Genomic DNA, 17,322 nt, shown 5'->3' on the forward strand with positions numbered 1-17,322 from the left:
ATAAATTTTGGTCACAAAAAAACAAAAGGGCTTTTAACTTAGCCCTTTTGAAATATTTTTTTAATTGATATCTTACTTTTCTTTAATCTTTCTAAATCTAAAGAAGTAAACACCAACACCAACGATCAAAACAATTGCAGTAATAATCAAGATAGTTGACAATACTTGATAGTTGATAGGAGATTTGCCTTCACCTGTTACGGTTAATTTAAACTCCTTGGTGTAAACATTGCCTGCTTCGTCAGTAACTGTATAGGTTAATGTATATGTTCCTGCATCACTAAGCTTATAATATTCTTTATTGTTATCGTCAGTAGAAACATTAATTACATCACCATTAGGACCATAAAGAACTCTTGAAATCTTCAAATCACTTGCTTTTGTAACGTTGTCAGATACATTATCAGAAGTAAGTTCTTTTGCATATAATTTATAGCCCTGTTCGAATTTTGAACTAGTAGGAGCAATTTTAGATACATCCAAAATTGCAGGCTTAATCAAATCTCCGACTTTTACAGTCAAAGTATAAGATTCGGTATTAGAAGAATCACTTATTGTATAAGTAATCTTATATGTTCCATCGATTTCAGGTCTGAATCCTTCTTTACCATTTTTAGTTATAACCTTAACAACTTGACCATTCTTGTCAGTAACTTTAACTTTATATTCCTTCAATGTTCCTTTATCGATAATAGAAACCTCAGGAATTTCTATGAATGCATCATTTTCTGCTGTATATTTTACAGAATAAGAAGGTATTTCGCCCAAAACCTTAAACTCAGGCTTTGTTGTATCAACACAAGTCAATGTTTGAGTAATTGATCTACCTTTTGTATCTGTAAGAGTTATTGAATATTCGCCTACTGCCTTAGGAGTAAAGATATTACCCATAATTTCATAAGCAGGGCCAGTTATTTCTCTCTTTACAAAGTCATTATTGCCATTGTAATTCTTCAAAGGTAATGCATATTCTTCGCCAATTTCAAGTTCAGTAGGAAGTGTAGTGTTATAAGACACTTGAGCTACTTTTCCTGATCCGTTACTGCTCATAAACATTACATCAGAATTGCTTTTTACTTCAAAGTTAACTGTTGCAAATGTAGAAGCACCGCTCATGTTATATGCTCTAATTGTCAAAGAGTGTACACCAGCTTTTCTTACTTCGAAAGAAATCTTTTCCAAAGTCAATTCATACTTTGATGCTGTTTCGTTATAAGCGATACTGCTCAATACAGTTGTGTTCAATCTTTGTCCTACACCTTGATAAGTTACACTGCTAACATCTTTTGTTGCAGGTTCTCTTACAATAACTTCATATCCGATAAAGTCATATTCAGAGCCAGCAGATTGAATAACTATATTAGATACTGTAACAACCTTAGAAGAAGCTACATCATGATAAATTTCTCTTTGCTTATAGTCTGAACCATCAGCAACAAACAATGAAGTTGCTGCATCAGTGCTAGTCCAGTTGGAATCAGCCTTAAATGTAGGAGCGCTTGTCAATATTTTATCGGAATAAACATCAACTGTATATGTTTGTGTTGTAATTGCATTTCCAACACTGTCAGCTGCATTGATAGTTATTTGAATTTTTCCTGCCTTTGCAGGTACATAATAATCCTTTTCATCAAAATCAAATTCTACAGTTTCAGTTCCTGATATTAACTCATATTTTACATCAAGATTAACTTTTGATGTTTCATCATAAGAAGTTATTTCAGGCTTATAGAACTTGTCACCAACCATAACGTATTGAGGTACATTTTTGGTTTGAACAGAAGGATAATCATCATCTACATAAGAATCTTTTATTTCAACAGTTACAGGCTTATAAGAAGTATTTTTTAATTTGCCGTTTGAATCTTTATCTCTAGCTGTAAAAGTAAGAGTAAATGTACCAGTTTGTGTTTTGCCCTTTGTACCAAGTACAGAAAAGTCAATTAAATAATTTCCGTTCTCTTCTTTTACAAAACCTTCAAAATATTTTGAAGCATCTTTTGAGTCATATAAAGTCTCACTAGAAGAATTCTTAATTGAGAAATAAAGTTCAATATCTTCTTTTGCTGTTACATTATCCCAAACTTCGGGTTTAGGTATTATAAGTCTATCATCTGACAATGCACCTGAAGCGTTTTCAACAGTTATACCCCATACGCTAGGTATTGCATCTTCGTCTAATTCGATAACAGGAGCCTTAGTATCTGAAACATTTATTATATAGGTTGATGTTACGCTATTTTGGCTATCATCAGTAGCTGTATATTCAACCTTGTAAGGACCTGCTGTCCAAGGATAGAAAGACATTGACTTATCATTGTCAAATACTACGTCTTCTGTTCCAAGAACTAAGTTCTTTTCATCATCGTCATTTACAACTTTTACTTTCTTGCCTTCATTGTCAAATACAGTAATTGTAACTTTTACATTTTCATCTTTATTATCAGTAGCAGTAGCTTTGGGTAAAGTAAGCTTAACTTTTTGAGCAGCTGAATTAGGAACGCTCAAAACTGATAATACAGGTTTTTCTTCATCTTCAAAATCTTCTTGAACATTGACTGTAAAATCACGAGTTTTTACAACTGAACCATTTGTTGCCTTATATCTTACAAGATAGCTACCAGATGTTGTAGTTTTATCAGCATCAAATGTTGCGATACCATTATTGGGAGTCAATGTTGTAACTGTTCCATTAGGTGCGGTAACAGAATATGTTATAGTGTAATTTCTATTAGCTTCTTCTGTCGCTTCTTCATCAACTTCAGAAGTATTTTCTTTATCATAAACTACCATAGATGCTTCAGGAATAGTAATAGCTGTTCCTGTGCTTATATATGTAGCAATATCAGCACCATTATAAGGAATGCTGATAACAGCATCATCAACAGTTACATTGATTTTAAAACTTTCATAAAAAACACCATTAGCGCCATAAACGCTTACAGTATAATACCCTGCTTTTTGAGGGATGAATTTTTTGTTAGTTAATGTTACATCCTTACCAATGGGGTCTTTTACTAACAATGTCACTGAAGAGCCGGCATTGGACAAATCAATTTCTTCGCCCACATTGCCCTCAGACGGTAATGACCCAATCGTGACTGGTTGAAGCAAATAAGTTTCATCCGCAAAAACCGTAATCACATTCCCCGATAAAAGCGTCAAACTCATTATTAAAACCAGTACTGATATAATAAGTCGGCGTAATTTCTTCATCTTGTAAATACTCTCCTTATTAAGCCAAAGCAATATTTTTAAGTTAACAGATAAAATATACATTAATTACTATTATTTGTCAAACTAAAATTCTAATCTTGTCCTATGATTTGACAATGTTTATTAATGTATTGCCACATTAAAATTTTGTGACATTATTATCCTATTTTTTATTGCCTTTTTATTATTTTACTTCAATTGGTAAATTATGTAAACAAGGTCTTAAGACAAAATTATAAAATTTTAACTTAAAACTCTTATAACGCTTTCTACGCTGTCTACAACTTGTAACTTTTTCAGTTCTTCGATAGCAGCCATCATAGATAATTCTGAGGTTTCATGAGTTAAGAAAACAACTCTAGCAAATTCTTTGTGCTTTCCTTTTTGAATAACGCTTTCTATACTAACATTATGTTTTCCTAAAACTGCAGTTGTTTGCGATAATACTCCCGCCTTGTCTACGCAATTTATAAGCATATAATACTTGCTCTTAAAATCAGTTATTATATTAGTATCATCAGATGAGCATTCAAAATTAACATATCTCGGTTCAATCATGTGCGCGCAATATATAATATCACTTACTATTGCACTGCCCGTGGGCAAATCTCCTGCTCCCTTTCCATAAAGCATAATTTCGCCTACATAATTGCCCACAAGATGTATCGCATTAAAAGAACCTCTTACAGATGCAAGAGGATGCTCATTAGGAACAAAAGCCGGATGAACTCTTACTTCCATAGAGTGATTATACATTCTGCCTATAGCTAGAAGCTTTATTGTATACCCTAATTCCTTTCCGCTTTCGATATCGCTCTTGGTAATATGGGTTATTCCTTCTCTATATATTTTTTCAAGAGGTATTCTTTTTCTAAAAGCAAGTGTAGATAAAATGCTGAGCTTGTACATTGTATCATAGCCTTCAACATCACTTGTAGGATCTGCTTCAGCATAGCCTAGACTTTGAGCTTCAGCCAAAGCATCCGAATAGCTCATATTTTCTTCGGACATCTTAGTCAATATATAATTGGTGGTTCCGTTAAAAATACCAGCAAGCTCTGTAATATTGTTAGCCTGCATACCTTCCACTAAAGAACGTATAATAGGTACGCCGCCTAAGCAGCTCGCTTCAAAATAAAGGCCGCAATTATGTTTCTTTGCGATTTCTTCAAGCTCTGTCCAATGTTTTGAAATAAGTTCTTTATTGGCTGTAACTACATTTTTGCCTGATGACAAGCATTTAGATATAAATGTCTTGGCAGGCTCAATACCACCAATGGTCTCTACAACAACATCTATATCAGGATTAGAAGCAATTTCATCAATATTAGATGCGACCTTATCTGCCGGTACACCCTTTTTTAATGCGTTCTCAACTGTCTTTTCCAAAACTTTTATAACTTGAATATCCAAATTCTCTTTGCAGGCGATGCTGTCATGGTTTTCATTTAAAATTCTGTAAGTGCCCCCGCCTACTGTTCCAAGTCCCAATATTGCTACACCTATTTTCTTCATCAATGCTCTCCTATGTCAATCTTATGTGCAAATTTTTTTCATTAATTTATATCAGGATTATTAAGCTTATAAATATAATACAAACCCTTTAAAGACAGTCTTCTGTCTATATGATCAATTATTGATGTGCCTTGATTAACATACTCGCTTAGGCCGCCCGTTGCGATCACTTTCGCATCATTTAGTCCATCTTCTTCTCTTATCTTTTTCACAATATGTTCAATCATACCAGTAAACGCATAAAAGATACCGGATTGCATATTAGTAATTGTGTTTTTCCCAATAACACTTTTTGGAGTAACAAGTTCGATTTTGGGAAGTTTAGCCGCTGATTCGGCCAAAGAATTGACAGAAGATTTTATTCCAGGACAAATCAATCCGCCCAAAAAATCATTATTTCTGCCTACCACATTGATTGTTGTAGCAGTTCCGAAGTCGGCAACTATAAGTGGACTGCCATATTCTTTCATAGCAGCTACCGAAACCGCTATACGGTCACTTCCCACTTCTTTTGGATTATCATACTTGATATTAAGTCCGGTCTTTACTCCAGCTCCCAAAACCAAAGGCTCAATTCCAAAATAGAAACTGCACATGTGCTCAAATGTATAATTAAGGTCAGGAATAACACTAGAAATAATTATTCCTTTTATATCATTAACAGAAAAATTATGAACAGTGATCAAATTAGTGATCAAAAGTCCGTATTCATCAGATGTACGGCGATAATGTGTAGCAATTCTGCCGCTTGCAACTAAAAAATCGTTTTTAAATAAGCCAATCTTGATATTTGTATTTCCTATGTCTATTACTAAAATCATTGCTTTTCCTTATGTTTATTTTTGATATAAAAAGTGATTTCTGTCTGCTTTCTTTAACGCAAAAACTATTCCAGGTGTAACAATAATTGCTATTGCTAATTCTATTGAACCCGCAATCAGCATTTCAACTATAGCTATCGGCATTGTTATGCCTGATACTTCAAAATTAAATGCAAACAATGCAAAAGAACCTACTACCAATACAGTATTAGTCAATGTAGCTGTAGCAGCTGTCAGACTGTAAGGCAAAATCTCTCTCAAAAAGAAGTTTTTGCTGTTGGCTGTTAGTTTTTTCATTAAGGTTTTAACGCCGTATGCTGTAGGTCCTATAAACAATCTGGGAATTATCGCAATTAATGGATATTCTCTAAACGCTAGAGCAACAAAAAGCTCTAGACCAACAAAACCAGTCTTAATAAATGCATAGCTAATTGATATAATAGCAAACGCAAAGCTTATATATACAGATGCCCTAAAGTCCATAAAAATAACCATTAAAATAAGTGGAATCAAAAAGACATAAGGCAAAAATAAAAAAGCTGCACACAAAGCTGTAAAAACAGCATAAAGAGCGATCGTTGCCGAAGTAGATTTTCTTTTCATTATTTCCTCCGTTTAGGCTCTTTTTCAAGATGCCCTACTTAAAAATTAGTGATTTTTTTTCGTGATACCCTTTTTAGGTGTATCCGTTGTTTTGTATAATTATATCAAATGCATGATTTATATACAACTCAAAATCACTAATAAAACAACTTCTTGTAATAGTATGCGTTTTAATACAACAAAAAAAGCAGAGGTTATCCTCTGCTTTTTTGTGGGCAGTCATCTTTAGTATGTAAGATATTGCCCTAATCTAAGGAGTTACTTAGCACTTTTTGTCACAGCCACATAAACATTGCAAAATTATAATTATGAAGATTAATTCGCAGATGTCTATCTGGCATCCACATCCGTGTCTGTCTCTATCACCTTTGCCGCCGCATATACATAACAGCAATATGATAAAGAAGATCTCATTGCAGCCACAAAAACCGTTGAAGCCACCAAAGCCTCCACAGCCGCAGCCACCGCCAAAATCGCCAAAACTCATTCTTTTATCCTCCTGTAAGATTTGAAATGTCCCTTAATGTCCATTTCTAATTCCATTATATGTTGATAAATATTTTGTGTTCATACACGAAATATAAAAAACACTTGACATAAAAATCTAATGACAATAGACTAATAAAAACACAATATTAAATTTTGGAGATAAGAAAATGGATAACGCTTTGACGATGGACAAACTTATCGCCCTATGTAAAAATAGAGGTTTTATTTTTGCCGGCAGTGAAATTTATGGCGGCTTGGCTAATACCTGGGACTATGGTCCTTTGGGCGTTGAACTCAAAAACAATGTCAAGCGAGCATGGTGGAAGAAGTTTGTGCAGGAATCGCCTTACAATACCGGTCTTGACTGCGCTATTTTGATGAATCCCACTACTTGGGAAGCAAGCGGCCATTTGAGTAACTTTACCGATCCGCTAATGGACTGCAAAAATTGCAAAACACGTCATCGTGCTGACCAATTAATAGAAAACTGGGCAGCAAAACACAACAAAGATATTTCTGTTGCAGGGCTAAGCAATGAGCAATTAAGTGAAATTGTAACTCAAAACAAAATTCCCTGCCCCAATTGCGGTAACAGCAATTTTACAAATGTTAGAAAATTTAATATGATGTTCAAGACTTTTCAGGGAGTTACCGAAGACACTGCTAATATTATTTATCTTCGTCCTGAAACAGCACAAGGTATTTTTGTTAACTTCAAAAACGTTTTAAGATCAACAAGATATAAAGTTCCTTTTGGTATCGGTCAAATAGGAAAATCATTTAGAAACGAAATAACCCCTGGTAACTTTGTCTTCAGAACAAGAGAATTCGAACAAATGGAACTTGAGTTCTTCTGTAAGCCTGGTACTGACCTTGAATGGTTTGATTATTGGAAGAACTTCTGCCATAATTGGTTGCTTGGTCTTAATATAAAACCCGAAAACTTAAAGTTGCGTGACCATAAGAAAGAAGAACTATCTCATTATTCCAAGGCTACAACTGACTTCGAATACAAATTCCCGTTTGGCTGGGGCGAACTTTGGGGTATTGCAGACAGAACAGATTTTGATTTGAAATGCCATCAGGATAAATCTAAAGAAAGTATGGAATATCTTGATCCTGTAACCAATGAAAAATATATACCTTATTGCATTGAACCTTCCCTTGGCGTAGAACGTGCTTTGCTTGCGTTCTTATGCGATGCATATAATGAAGAAAAATTAGATGACGGTGAAACCAGAGTTGTTCTGAAACTTCATCCGGCTCTTGCTCCTTATAAGGTTGCAGTATTGCCGCTTCAAAAGAAATTGTCTGAAAAGGCAGAAGAAGTTTATAAATCACTGTCCAAAAAGTTTATGACAACTTATGACGAAACTGGTAGCATAGGAAAACGCTATCGCCGTCAAGACGAAATTGGAACTCCTTATTGCCTAACAGTAGACTTTGAATCATTGGAAAACGATACAGTTACAATTCGTGATCGTGATACAATGCAGCAAGTTAGATTGCATATATCAGAAGTCGAGGCTTATATTTCAAAAGGTATAGAATATTAAAAAACAAGGCCGTCCATAATGGACGGCCTTTTAAATTATTTGAATATTTCTTTTGCTATCATTTCTTTTAATTTGTCAACGCCCTCTCCTGTCTTTGCTGAAATATATACTGTGTTATCAATAACAGGGATATCAAGTCTGTCTTTTTGAGCGATATCAATTTTGTTATAAACGTTGATTATTTTCTTGTTTCCTGCGCCTATTTTTTGAAGCACATCAATAACTACTTCATATTGCAAAATCAGATTAGGACTAGAAAAATCCATTACATGCAATATCAAATCAGCTTGCACAGCTTCTTCCAATGTGGATTTGAAAGCGTCAATAAACTCGTGCGGCAATTTTCTTATAAAGCCTACAGTATCAGTAATAACATAATAGCCATTATTTTGACTGTAAACCTTTCTGGTAACTGGATCAAGTGTTGCAAACAGCTTGTCTTCTGCCAAAACATCAGCACCAGACAGCAAATTCATAATCGTACTTTTACCTGCATTGGTATATCCTACCAGCGCAACTGATGGCAAATATGATTTTGCTCTTTTACTTCTTCTCAAATCTCTTTCTTTTTCTAGCTTTTCTATCTTTTTTTCCAAATCTATAATCTGGGCTTTGATTCTGCGTCTGTCTGTTTCAAGCTTCTTTTCTCCCGGACCTCTCATACCTATGCCTTGACGTAATCTGTCCATTTGACCTCCAGCTCCAAGCAGTTTTGGAAGACTGTACTTTAATTGCGCTAACTCTACTTGCAGCTTGCCTTCTAGACTGCTTGCCCTTGAAGCAAAAATGTCTAGAATCAGATTGGAACGGTCAATGACTTTTATATTTAATTCACTTTCCAAGTTTTTTACTTGAATAGCAGATAGCTCATTATCCATTATAAGCGTATCGGCATTTGTACTTTGTACAAGCGTTTTGAGTTCTTCCAATTTGCCTCTTCCTAACATAAACTTAGGATCAGGTTTATCCTTGTTTTGTTTGACTACACCAACTACTTCAGCACCTGCTGTTTGACTTAAGGCTTCAAGTTCTTTCAAGCTAAGGTCTGCTTCCTTATCTGACAAGGTGGCGCAAGCCAAAATTACTTTTTCTTTTTGCTTTTGGTTAACTATAAAATCATTTGCTTTAGCCGTCTTTTGCTCTTTATCATATTGCAAAATATAATCAAAATATTGAGGATCGTTAATATCCTGAGTTTGCAATATCTCGACACCGTTTAAAGTCAGATATCCTACACAAAAACCTTTAATACCGCCGTTTTTGTCAATGCCTGCTGCGGCAATACAATCATAGCGATATTTTTGTAACGCTGAAATATCTACATCAGACAAATTGGCATCGCCGTTAGGATGAGTATGAATAAGTCTTATTCCGCAAAGACCTTTTTTCTCTTGTCTAACATTGATTGTCCCGCTATCTGATGAACCAATTGCAACACTTAAAACTTTGCCATTTCGAGATATAGCAACCAAAACTTCTCTGTTATATTCAGCCGTTACTTTAGCCATAATATCAAGAATTTGAGTGTCCAAAAAATTTTCTGAATTTATATCATATATAGATTCAAGCATATCTAAAATATGCCGTTTAATACCTTGTGTATTTCCGTGCACCATAAAATTACCTCTTTTATTATAAAGTGGATAAATTGAAAAAAATAATTTAAAATAAGAAAAGATTAATTAAAATTTAGAAAAAAAGAAGAGTTCTCATAATATTGATATTATATTATGAGTTTAACATTAAAGTCAACTCTATAATATAAAATCATATACTAATAAAAAAAGACGTCTTATTGCTGTCATTTTTATTAAGATTAAGATAGTTTTATGTTTTTTATCTTTTGAAAATCCTTATCTTGAGAAAAGTCTCTTTCAATATTAAGTTCTCCGCCAAGTTCTTCAATTGCATTTCTAATTTCAATAAAGCAAATATAATTACATGTTTTAGCTTCTTCAGTTAAAATCTCTATCGCTCTTTCATCACCATATTGACCTAGATAATTGGCATATAATTGGATGTTAGTTTTTGATAAGAACATTTCTTTTAAAAGAGTAAATATGCGTTCATCATGACTGCAATGAACCAAAATATCGCTGGCATATTCTTTGGATGAAAAATCTGCACCATCTAATTTAGCTAATACTTTGTCTTTTACAGCTTCTGCGCTTTCAGCCAAAACTTCGCTTGCTAGATCTCTTAAGTCTTTATCTTGCTTAGAATCAAAAATCCAATTTAAATAAATATCAAATGGCTCTACACACTGCATTTCATTGAGAAGATTGACTGCATACATGGTAAGCTCATCACTCTTTTCTCTTTTTAGAATATCCATAAGAAAAGGAATTGTACCTCTTACTTCGCAAATTCGGTCAAGTAATAGTGTCGGAATATCATCTCCTCCAGCCGAATATCCAACAAACATATCTACAAGGGTTTTGGGATCTTCTATTTTAGAAAAATATTCCTTAGGCGTTAACCCGTCTAATTCTTTATATGGATGATTGCACCATTCTTCGTAAAGTATTGAAACAGCGTCTTCTATTTCATCCTCAGTAACATAATTGGATGAATTTTTTTCTATCCATTCATTAATGAATTCATGATACAATTTGTGAAAGTCTATCATACATCTATCCCTAATTTATTTAAATATATTTTCAAACTTTTTTTATCTGCACCAAAGATTTTGATTACTGTATCTAAATCTTGAAACATTTCAGGTCTTTTAAAGCTATAAGCAAAAAGTGCACCAATATTACGTCTTGAATGAAAACTTGCTTTGGTTTCTACAATCAGATTTAATATTTTTTTAACCGTACGATTAAAAGCTCTTTCATAATCATTATCTACAAACGCAAGCGAGCAAAAAACATCCAAATAAGCCTCAAAATACACTCTAGGAAATTCAAATATTTGCTTGGTTACTTTGGGCGATATGAATTTAATTTGGTCTTCATGCAACAAAGCAATCTTATGCTTTGGAAGTACAGAAACGAGTTTTTTCAAAATCATTTGCTTAATTATATACGGCAAGGATGGATCTACCAAACAATTTCTTAAAAACTCTTGAGCGTCAACAAATTTAACATGAGCAAGCTTAATAATAATTTTTTCGCTCAATTTGGTTTCGCCAAAATTAAAAAGCCATTTTAAATAATCAAAAAAGTCTGGATCTGCTTGTATTAATTTCAGCATTTCAATTGACGTATAAGTCGATATTTTTTCAAACATCGAAATTCGTCTTTGGACTTCTTCTTCTGGAACTTGACGTATATAAGGTAGTTTAGTCGGTTTTTGACTATTATCCTGAAATAACTGATTATAATATTTTGCTATTGTATTAGAATTATCTATTCTTACCAGCTTATACATATAATCCTTAGCAAGCTCAATTTCTCCTTGATTATAATAAGCAAGGCTTAATAACATTAGAGCAGATTCATTGTAAGGATAATAAGAAAGATAAGAATTAAGCATCTTTATAGCTTGTTCATGAAAGTCACATTGCAAGAGTATTATTGACACTTTAAAATATTCATTGATATCACTAATATTGAGATTGATTATTTTTTGTGCTGCTTCTTTAGCTTTTTCAATATCGCCTATCTTAACATATCCATCGGAAATATTGCATAATGCGCCAATATTGTCAGGCTCATATTCTAAGACCTTTTGGGATAATTCAATCTCTTGTTGGGGATTGTCAATACATGAATTGCAAAACGCAGCACTATTGAGAGCATTAATGTAATGTTTTGAATTTGATTTTATATATTGTAAAAGCTGTAATGCGCCATCATATTCAGATATTGATATCAACTTATTAACACAAGAAAGCAACATCTCATCTTCGCTGTTTTGAGATAAAAGCTTAAAATCTCCTCTATTGAGTTCTTGCATTAATTCATCGACATCTATTATCTCATCTTCATCAAAATCAAACTCTATGCTTTTTTTGAGATAATTAACAGCAGAAGTCTCATCTTTTAGCATGAAATAATTTTGAGAAATTCTCAAATAACATTCGCCTAAGTTTTCATCAGTTGCTAAAAGCTTGAAATACTCAAAATTAGACTTTTGAAACAGTCCCATGTCAGAATAAATCTGAGCTAGCAAAAATTTGAAATCAAGTTCATCAGGTTCTAGTTTAATTGCCTGCCTGATATCATCAAGAGCAGGCAAAAATTCTTCTGAATCGAGATATTCTAAAGCCCGATCAAAATAATAATCAGCATCTTGCAAAAATTCCAAGACTTTGCCTTTTTCTTCAGGCTTTTTTATTTGATTTAAACTTTTCAATAATATGCTCCAAAAAATATCGCAATTAGTGTGTTGTCGAATTTAATTCTTAAGACTCACTGTTATTATCAGTTTCGTCATTATCATCTACATCATCAAGATTTTCTGCTTCAGCCTGCAGTTCTTTCTTTTCTTCAGCTAATCTCTTCAAATCTTCTCTTGAGAATGTCGTTGCCAACGGTGTAATATTTTTACCTTCATCTATACTGATATTGCGTTTTTTCTTCTTAGGATTAACAAACTTTGTGTTTGCAGCTTTTTTCCTGCGTTCAATTTCAAGCTGACGTTTGCGTTCTTTATCTTCCTTACTCTTACGATAAATACCACGGTCCTTAATCGCACCTTCAATCTTATCGTTTAAGAATTTATCAAATACATAATGCGCATACAATGTCCAAATCAATATTGTCATTGATATACCTATAATACAGTAAAACATTATTACCAAGAAAGATAACGATGCTCCACCAAACAAAAGCAATAAAATAGGAATTGCAGTAAGACCTACAAAGAATATATTATGGAATATCAGACCTATAGCAAATAAAAAGCTGTTTTTGATAAGTCCGAAGAATTTTATCTTATAAGTTGCCGCCTGTGTATAAATAAACACAGTCATAAAAATAAGCATAACAAGCAAAACTATAGAGGCCACTAAAGACATAACCCCTAAAAATCCTGTTGTTATCAATCCATAGGCAGAAATGTTATATTGCACTAATGTGAGGCTCAAACCTATAAAAAGCGTACTCCATAAAAATGGAACGATATTGGATTTTATGCCTTTAAAGAAAGTATTTGTTACGGCAATTCCTTCTCCCCAAACCAGCATCTTTATAGAATGGAAACCACCAGCAAGCCCAATACTAGCAATCATCAAGAGTGGAACAGTAATAAGGCTGTAAAATAGCTGTGATTGAATACTATATAACTGACCTGCTCTTGCTGCATCAACAATCAAAGGAAAACCAAAACCGAAATTAGCTGTATAATTAATAAATGTTCCTTCAGCAGCTTTTGCTTTCAAGGTTAAAAAATACCAAACTAATGCAGGCAAGGCAAACAAAAGCATTAATAAGTTAATCTTGACCAATGCTCCAAATCGGTTAAATAATACATCTTTAAAAACAGCCCATCTTGAACCAGGTAAATCTTCTAAGGTAAAATCAGGGTTATCATCCCTTCCCATGGTCCATCTATATAGCCAGCCTTTCTTTTCAGCCATAATTATCCGTCCTTTCTTTTGATTATAACTTAATTATAGTATCATATTTTAACATTTTTTCAAACATTTTTTGTCATTGTTGAACTAATGTATTTTTAGCAATTCTTATATAATAATTTAGTCCCGTTAACAGTGCTTTTTCATCAAAATCAAATTTGGGGCTATGAAGCGGCGAAGTGTGCTGCTCGTCCCTAATTCCTAACCATGCAAATGCTCCGTTAACTTTTTTTAGATAATAAGCAAAATCTTCAGCTGTATATTTTACTTCTGCTCGTGTGATATCAAATTTATTTTTCAGCATTTCTATAATATGGGGTGGATTAACCAAAGGCGGATAATAATTTTCGACTATGACTCTATGGGTTGCACCCGTAAGATTTTCAACCTCAATTAAAATGTCTTCTAGGCGCATCATAAAATCTTCATGAATCTGCTCGTCAAAAAATCTAAAAGTGCAGTCATATTGCGCTCTATTCGCCACTACATTGGAAGCACTGCCTGCGGTTATTTTTCCTACGTGAAAAACTGTTTTTGACTGATATTTTTGATGATAAAGAGAATAAATTCTATTATAAAATTCATTGCCAGCTTTTATTGCGTCAATATACTTTTGGTAATCAGCGCAATGTCCACTTTTTCCTTCAAATATAATATGAAAATCACAAGCACCTGCAAAAATTGCTCCTGCATCAGTAGCTATTGTACCTACTGGATAATCTGGCGAAAGATGAAGTCCAAATATTGCATCAACATCTTTTAGCACGCCGTTTTCTATAAGCATTTCTGCTCCGCCTTCGCTTTCTTCAGCCGGCTGAAAAATCAAACGCAAATTAACAGGCGGTTTTTCAGATGAAAAATACTTTGCCAGTCCAAGAAGCATTGCCATATGACCGTCATGTCCGCAAGCATGCATTTTGCCTTCATGTAATGACTTGTAATCAATGTCATTTTGCTCCAAAATAGGCAAAGCGTCCATATCCGATCTAAATGCAAGTCTTGTTCGAGAATCAACGCCATCAATATCTGCTACTACTGCTGTTTTAATTTTTTTATATTTTATTTTGAATTCATCAAGCTGATTTGTTATAAATTGCTGAGTTAAATATTCCTGATGAAAAAGTTCGGGAATTTTGTGCAAGGACCTTCTTACATATTTTAAATAATCTAACATTTCCATATTTATATATTACAGCAAATCATATCAAAAGTCCAAACATAATCTATACCTAAGCATTTTTTGATAACGGTAGATTATTTTCATTTTGGTGCATATTTATAAATATACCAAAAAAACATTTACATAATAAAATTAATATGTTATATTAAATTAACGCTAATGAGGAGCAAGGAACATTAGTAGCTTATTCTTATTTATGTTAGGGAAACATATTATAAGTGAAAGGGTAGCCTTGCCGAAATTCTAAAAGTATTCCCCTTAAGCTTTTAGAGTTGGGTATGCAGGATAACACCTGTATAACTGTCACTATAATACATAGTGAAGCACATTAGGTGATAAAATTTAGGTTTAGCCTATTATTATGTCATTTATGTGCTTTCAATTGAAAGCACAATTTTTTTATAAAGGAGATTATTATGCAAAAGTACGACATTGCGGTCGTTGGAGCAACTGGTGCTGTTGGACGAAAGATGCTTGAAGTATTGCAAGAAAAAAAATTCCCTATAAATAATTTGTATCTCTACGCTTCACAAAAAAGTGCTGGAACAAGTTTGAGTTTTGGTGACAAAGATTATAATGTTATTGAGCTAAAAAAAGAAAACATTATCGATAAACATATAGACATAGCTATTTTTTCGGCTGGAGCATCTGTTTCAAAAGAATATGCTCCAATTTTTGCTCAAAATCATACTATAGTCGTAGATAATTCAAGCTGCTGGAGAACTAATCCTGAAGTTCCTCTAGTCGTTCCCGAAGTTAATGCAGATGATGTAAAATGGCACAAAAATATAATCGCTAACCCTAACTGCTCAACTATTCAATGTGTAGTAGCACTAAAACCTTTACATGATTTGTACAAAATAAAAAGGATAGTTTATTCGACGTATCAAGCAGTAAGCGGAGCCGGCAGAGCTGGATGTCAGGATTTGGAAAATGGTATAAAAGGTTTGCCCCCTGCTAAATTCCCTCGCCCTATTTTTTCAAATTGCCTACCTCATATAGATGTATTCTTGGATAACGGATATACTAAAGAAGAAGAAAAAATGATATTTGAAACCAGAAAGATATTGGGCGACCAAAGCATCAGAATAACGGCAACCACTGTTAGAGTCCCTGTTATGAATTGTCACAGCATTTCTGCCAATATTGAATTTGAAAAAGACTTTGAATTGTCCGAACTCAAAAATGCTTTGACTCAATTCCCTGGAGTTGTGGTTATGGATGATCCACAAAATGCAGTATATCCTACTGCACTTGACGCAAACGGGAAAGATGAAGTATATGTAGGCAGAATAAGACGTGATGAAAGCGTAAAAAGCGGTGTTAACCTTTGGATAGTAGCTGATAATATCAGAAAAGGTGCAGCAACAAACGCAGTTCAAATAGCACAATATATAATCAATAATAACATAAAGCCTGTTTAACAAAATATATTTTAGAGGATAAGAAAATGATATTTAAAGGTTCAGGTACCGCCATAATAACACCTTTTGACGACGATGGCGTAAATTTTAGAACATTTGAAAGACTTCTGGATTATCAGCTTGAAAACGGAACTGACGCATTAGTAGTATTGGGCACTACTGGTGAACCAGCTACAATGACCGAAAAAGAAAAAAACGAAGTCTTGGAATTTGCAGTCAACCATGTAAATGGACGCATTCCCATTATTGCGGGAATCGGTACTAATAGTACTGCTTCGAGTATTAATAACGCAAAACAGGCTGCAAACTTAGGTGTTGACGCCCTATTGGCAGTTACACCGTATTATAACAAATGTACTCAAAATGGACTTATAAAGCACTTTTTGGCTATCGCAGACAGTACCGACAAGCCTGTAATTTTGTACAACGTACCATCCAGAACAGGAGTTAACATATTACCTGAGACTTGTGCTGCCCTATCTGAACATCCCAACATCGTAGCAATAAAAGAGGCTTGCGGTAATATTGATCAAATATCAACTACTGCAGCACTTGTTCAAGGCAAAATGGATATATACAGCGGAGATGACGGTATAATCGTGCCTATACTTGCTTTGGGCGGTATAGGTGTAATAAGTGTTGCATCCAACGCTGTTCCTGAACTAGTATCTAAAATATGCAAAAGCTTTTTTGACGGAGATATACAACTTGCAAGACAATTACAGTTTAAATTAAATCCCCTTGTAAAAGCTCTTTTCTCTGAAGTAAACCCTATTCCTATAAAAGCAGCTATGAATTTATTGGGATTTGATTGCGGTATACCTAGATTGCCTCTTACAGAAATGGAAAATAAAACTGTATTGATCAATGAACTTAAAAAGCTGATACCTAATTTGAACATTTGAGGAAATAATATGATAAATCTTTTGATATGCGGCATAGGCGGAAAAATGGGACATACACTTTTAGCCGCAGCGCAACAAGACAAAGAAAT

13 protein-coding genes and 1 riboswitch are annotated in these 17,322 nt (G+C 33.8%); of the genes, 3 read left to right on the forward strand and 10 right to left on the reverse strand.

The features are described 5' to 3' along the window. Window positions 1–72 precede the first annotated feature (72 nt). The 5 genes from VIL26_01030 to VIL26_01050 form a co-directional block, all read right to left on the reverse strand. The gene (locus VIL26_01030) at window positions 73–3,216 is read right to left on the reverse strand and encodes a hypothetical protein (protein HEY8389527.1); all 3,144 of its coding nucleotides are present in this window, start codon (window positions 3,214–3,216) and stop codon (window positions 73–75) included. Between the two features lie 243 nt (window positions 3,217–3,459). Further along, a complete protein-coding gene (locus VIL26_01035; GenBank protein ID HEY8389528.1) occupies window positions 3,460–4,731 on the reverse strand; it encodes a homoserine dehydrogenase in 1,272 nt (423 codons plus the stop codon). 41 nt (window positions 4,732–4,772) lie between these two features. Continuing rightward, window positions 4,773–5,552, reverse strand: a complete 780-nt coding sequence (locus tag VIL26_01040; protein ID HEY8389529.1) for a type III pantothenate kinase — start codon at window positions 5,550–5,552, stop codon at window positions 4,773–4,775. Between the two features lie 15 nt (window positions 5,553–5,567). Next, entirely contained in the window at window positions 5,568–6,155 is a 588-nt protein-coding gene (locus VIL26_01045) for a hypothetical protein (protein ID HEY8389530.1), read from the reverse strand. A gap of 262 nt (window positions 6,156–6,417) precedes the next feature. Then, window positions 6,418–6,642: a chorion class high-cysteine HCB protein 13 gene (locus VIL26_01050; GenBank protein HEY8389531.1), complete on the reverse strand. Its 225-nt coding sequence runs from the start codon at window positions 6,640–6,642 to the stop codon at window positions 6,418–6,420. Window positions 6,643–6,811: 169 nt separating this feature from the next. Here VIL26_01050 and VIL26_01055 point away from each other — a divergent pair, with 169 nt between their 5' ends. Then, a complete protein-coding gene (locus VIL26_01055) occupies window positions 6,812–8,200 on the forward strand; it encodes a glycine--tRNA ligase (GenBank protein ID HEY8389532.1) in 1,389 nt (462 codons plus the stop codon). A 35-nt stretch (window positions 8,201–8,235) separates the two neighbouring features. Here VIL26_01055 and hflX read toward each other — a convergent pair whose 3' ends face one another. The 5 genes from hflX to VIL26_01080 all read right to left on the reverse strand — a co-directional run bounded on the left by hflX (window position 8,236) and on the right by VIL26_01080 (window position 14,904). Next, window positions 8,236–9,771 carry a GTPase HflX gene (hflX, locus tag VIL26_01060; protein ID HEY8389533.1) on the reverse strand — a complete coding sequence of 512 codons (1,536 nt, stop codon included), beginning with the start codon at window positions 9,769–9,771 and terminating at the stop codon, window positions 8,236–8,238. Between the two features lie 245 nt (window positions 9,772–10,016). Continuing rightward, complete coding sequence (locus VIL26_01065) at window positions 10,017–10,829, reverse strand: hypothetical protein (protein HEY8389534.1); 813 nt, start codon at window positions 10,827–10,829, stop codon at window positions 10,017–10,019. After that, window positions 10,826–12,502, reverse strand: coding sequence for a tetratricopeptide repeat protein (locus VIL26_01070; protein HEY8389535.1), 1,677 nt, complete (start codon window positions 12,500–12,502; stop codon window positions 10,826–10,828). The genes VIL26_01065 and VIL26_01070 overlap by 4 nt, the downstream gene beginning before the upstream one ends. Before the next feature lie 49 nt (window positions 12,503–12,551). Then, window positions 12,552–13,727 carry a hypothetical protein gene (locus VIL26_01075; GenBank protein ID HEY8389536.1) on the reverse strand — a complete coding sequence of 392 codons (1,176 nt, stop codon included), beginning with the start codon at window positions 13,725–13,727 and terminating at the stop codon, window positions 12,552–12,554. A gap of 73 nt (window positions 13,728–13,800) precedes the next feature. Further along, window positions 13,801–14,904 carry a M20 family metallopeptidase gene (locus VIL26_01080; GenBank protein HEY8389537.1) on the reverse strand — a complete coding sequence of 368 codons (1,104 nt, stop codon included), beginning with the start codon at window positions 14,902–14,904 and terminating at the stop codon, window positions 13,801–13,803. Between the two features lie 151 nt (window positions 14,905–15,055). Beyond that, a riboswitch (Lysine riboswitch) is annotated at window positions 15,056–15,241 on the forward strand. Window positions 15,242–15,320: 79 nt separating this feature from the next. Between VIL26_01080 and VIL26_01085 the strand changes: the two genes are divergently transcribed. After that, window positions 15,321–16,328 (forward strand): aspartate-semialdehyde dehydrogenase, encoded by a 1,008-nt coding sequence (locus VIL26_01085; GenBank protein ID HEY8389538.1) that lies wholly within the window; start codon window positions 15,321–15,323, stop codon window positions 16,326–16,328. Window positions 16,329–16,354: 26 nt separating this feature from the next. Further along, window positions 16,355–17,233, forward strand: a complete 879-nt coding sequence (gene dapA, locus VIL26_01090; protein HEY8389539.1) for a 4-hydroxy-tetrahydrodipicolinate synthase — start codon at window positions 16,355–16,357, stop codon at window positions 17,231–17,233. Window positions 17,234–17,322 lie beyond the last annotated feature (89 nt).

This window comes from Clostridia bacterium (genome assembly GCA_036562685.1).
GTDB lineage: Bacteria > Bacillota > Clostridia > Christensenellales > DUVY01 > DUVY01.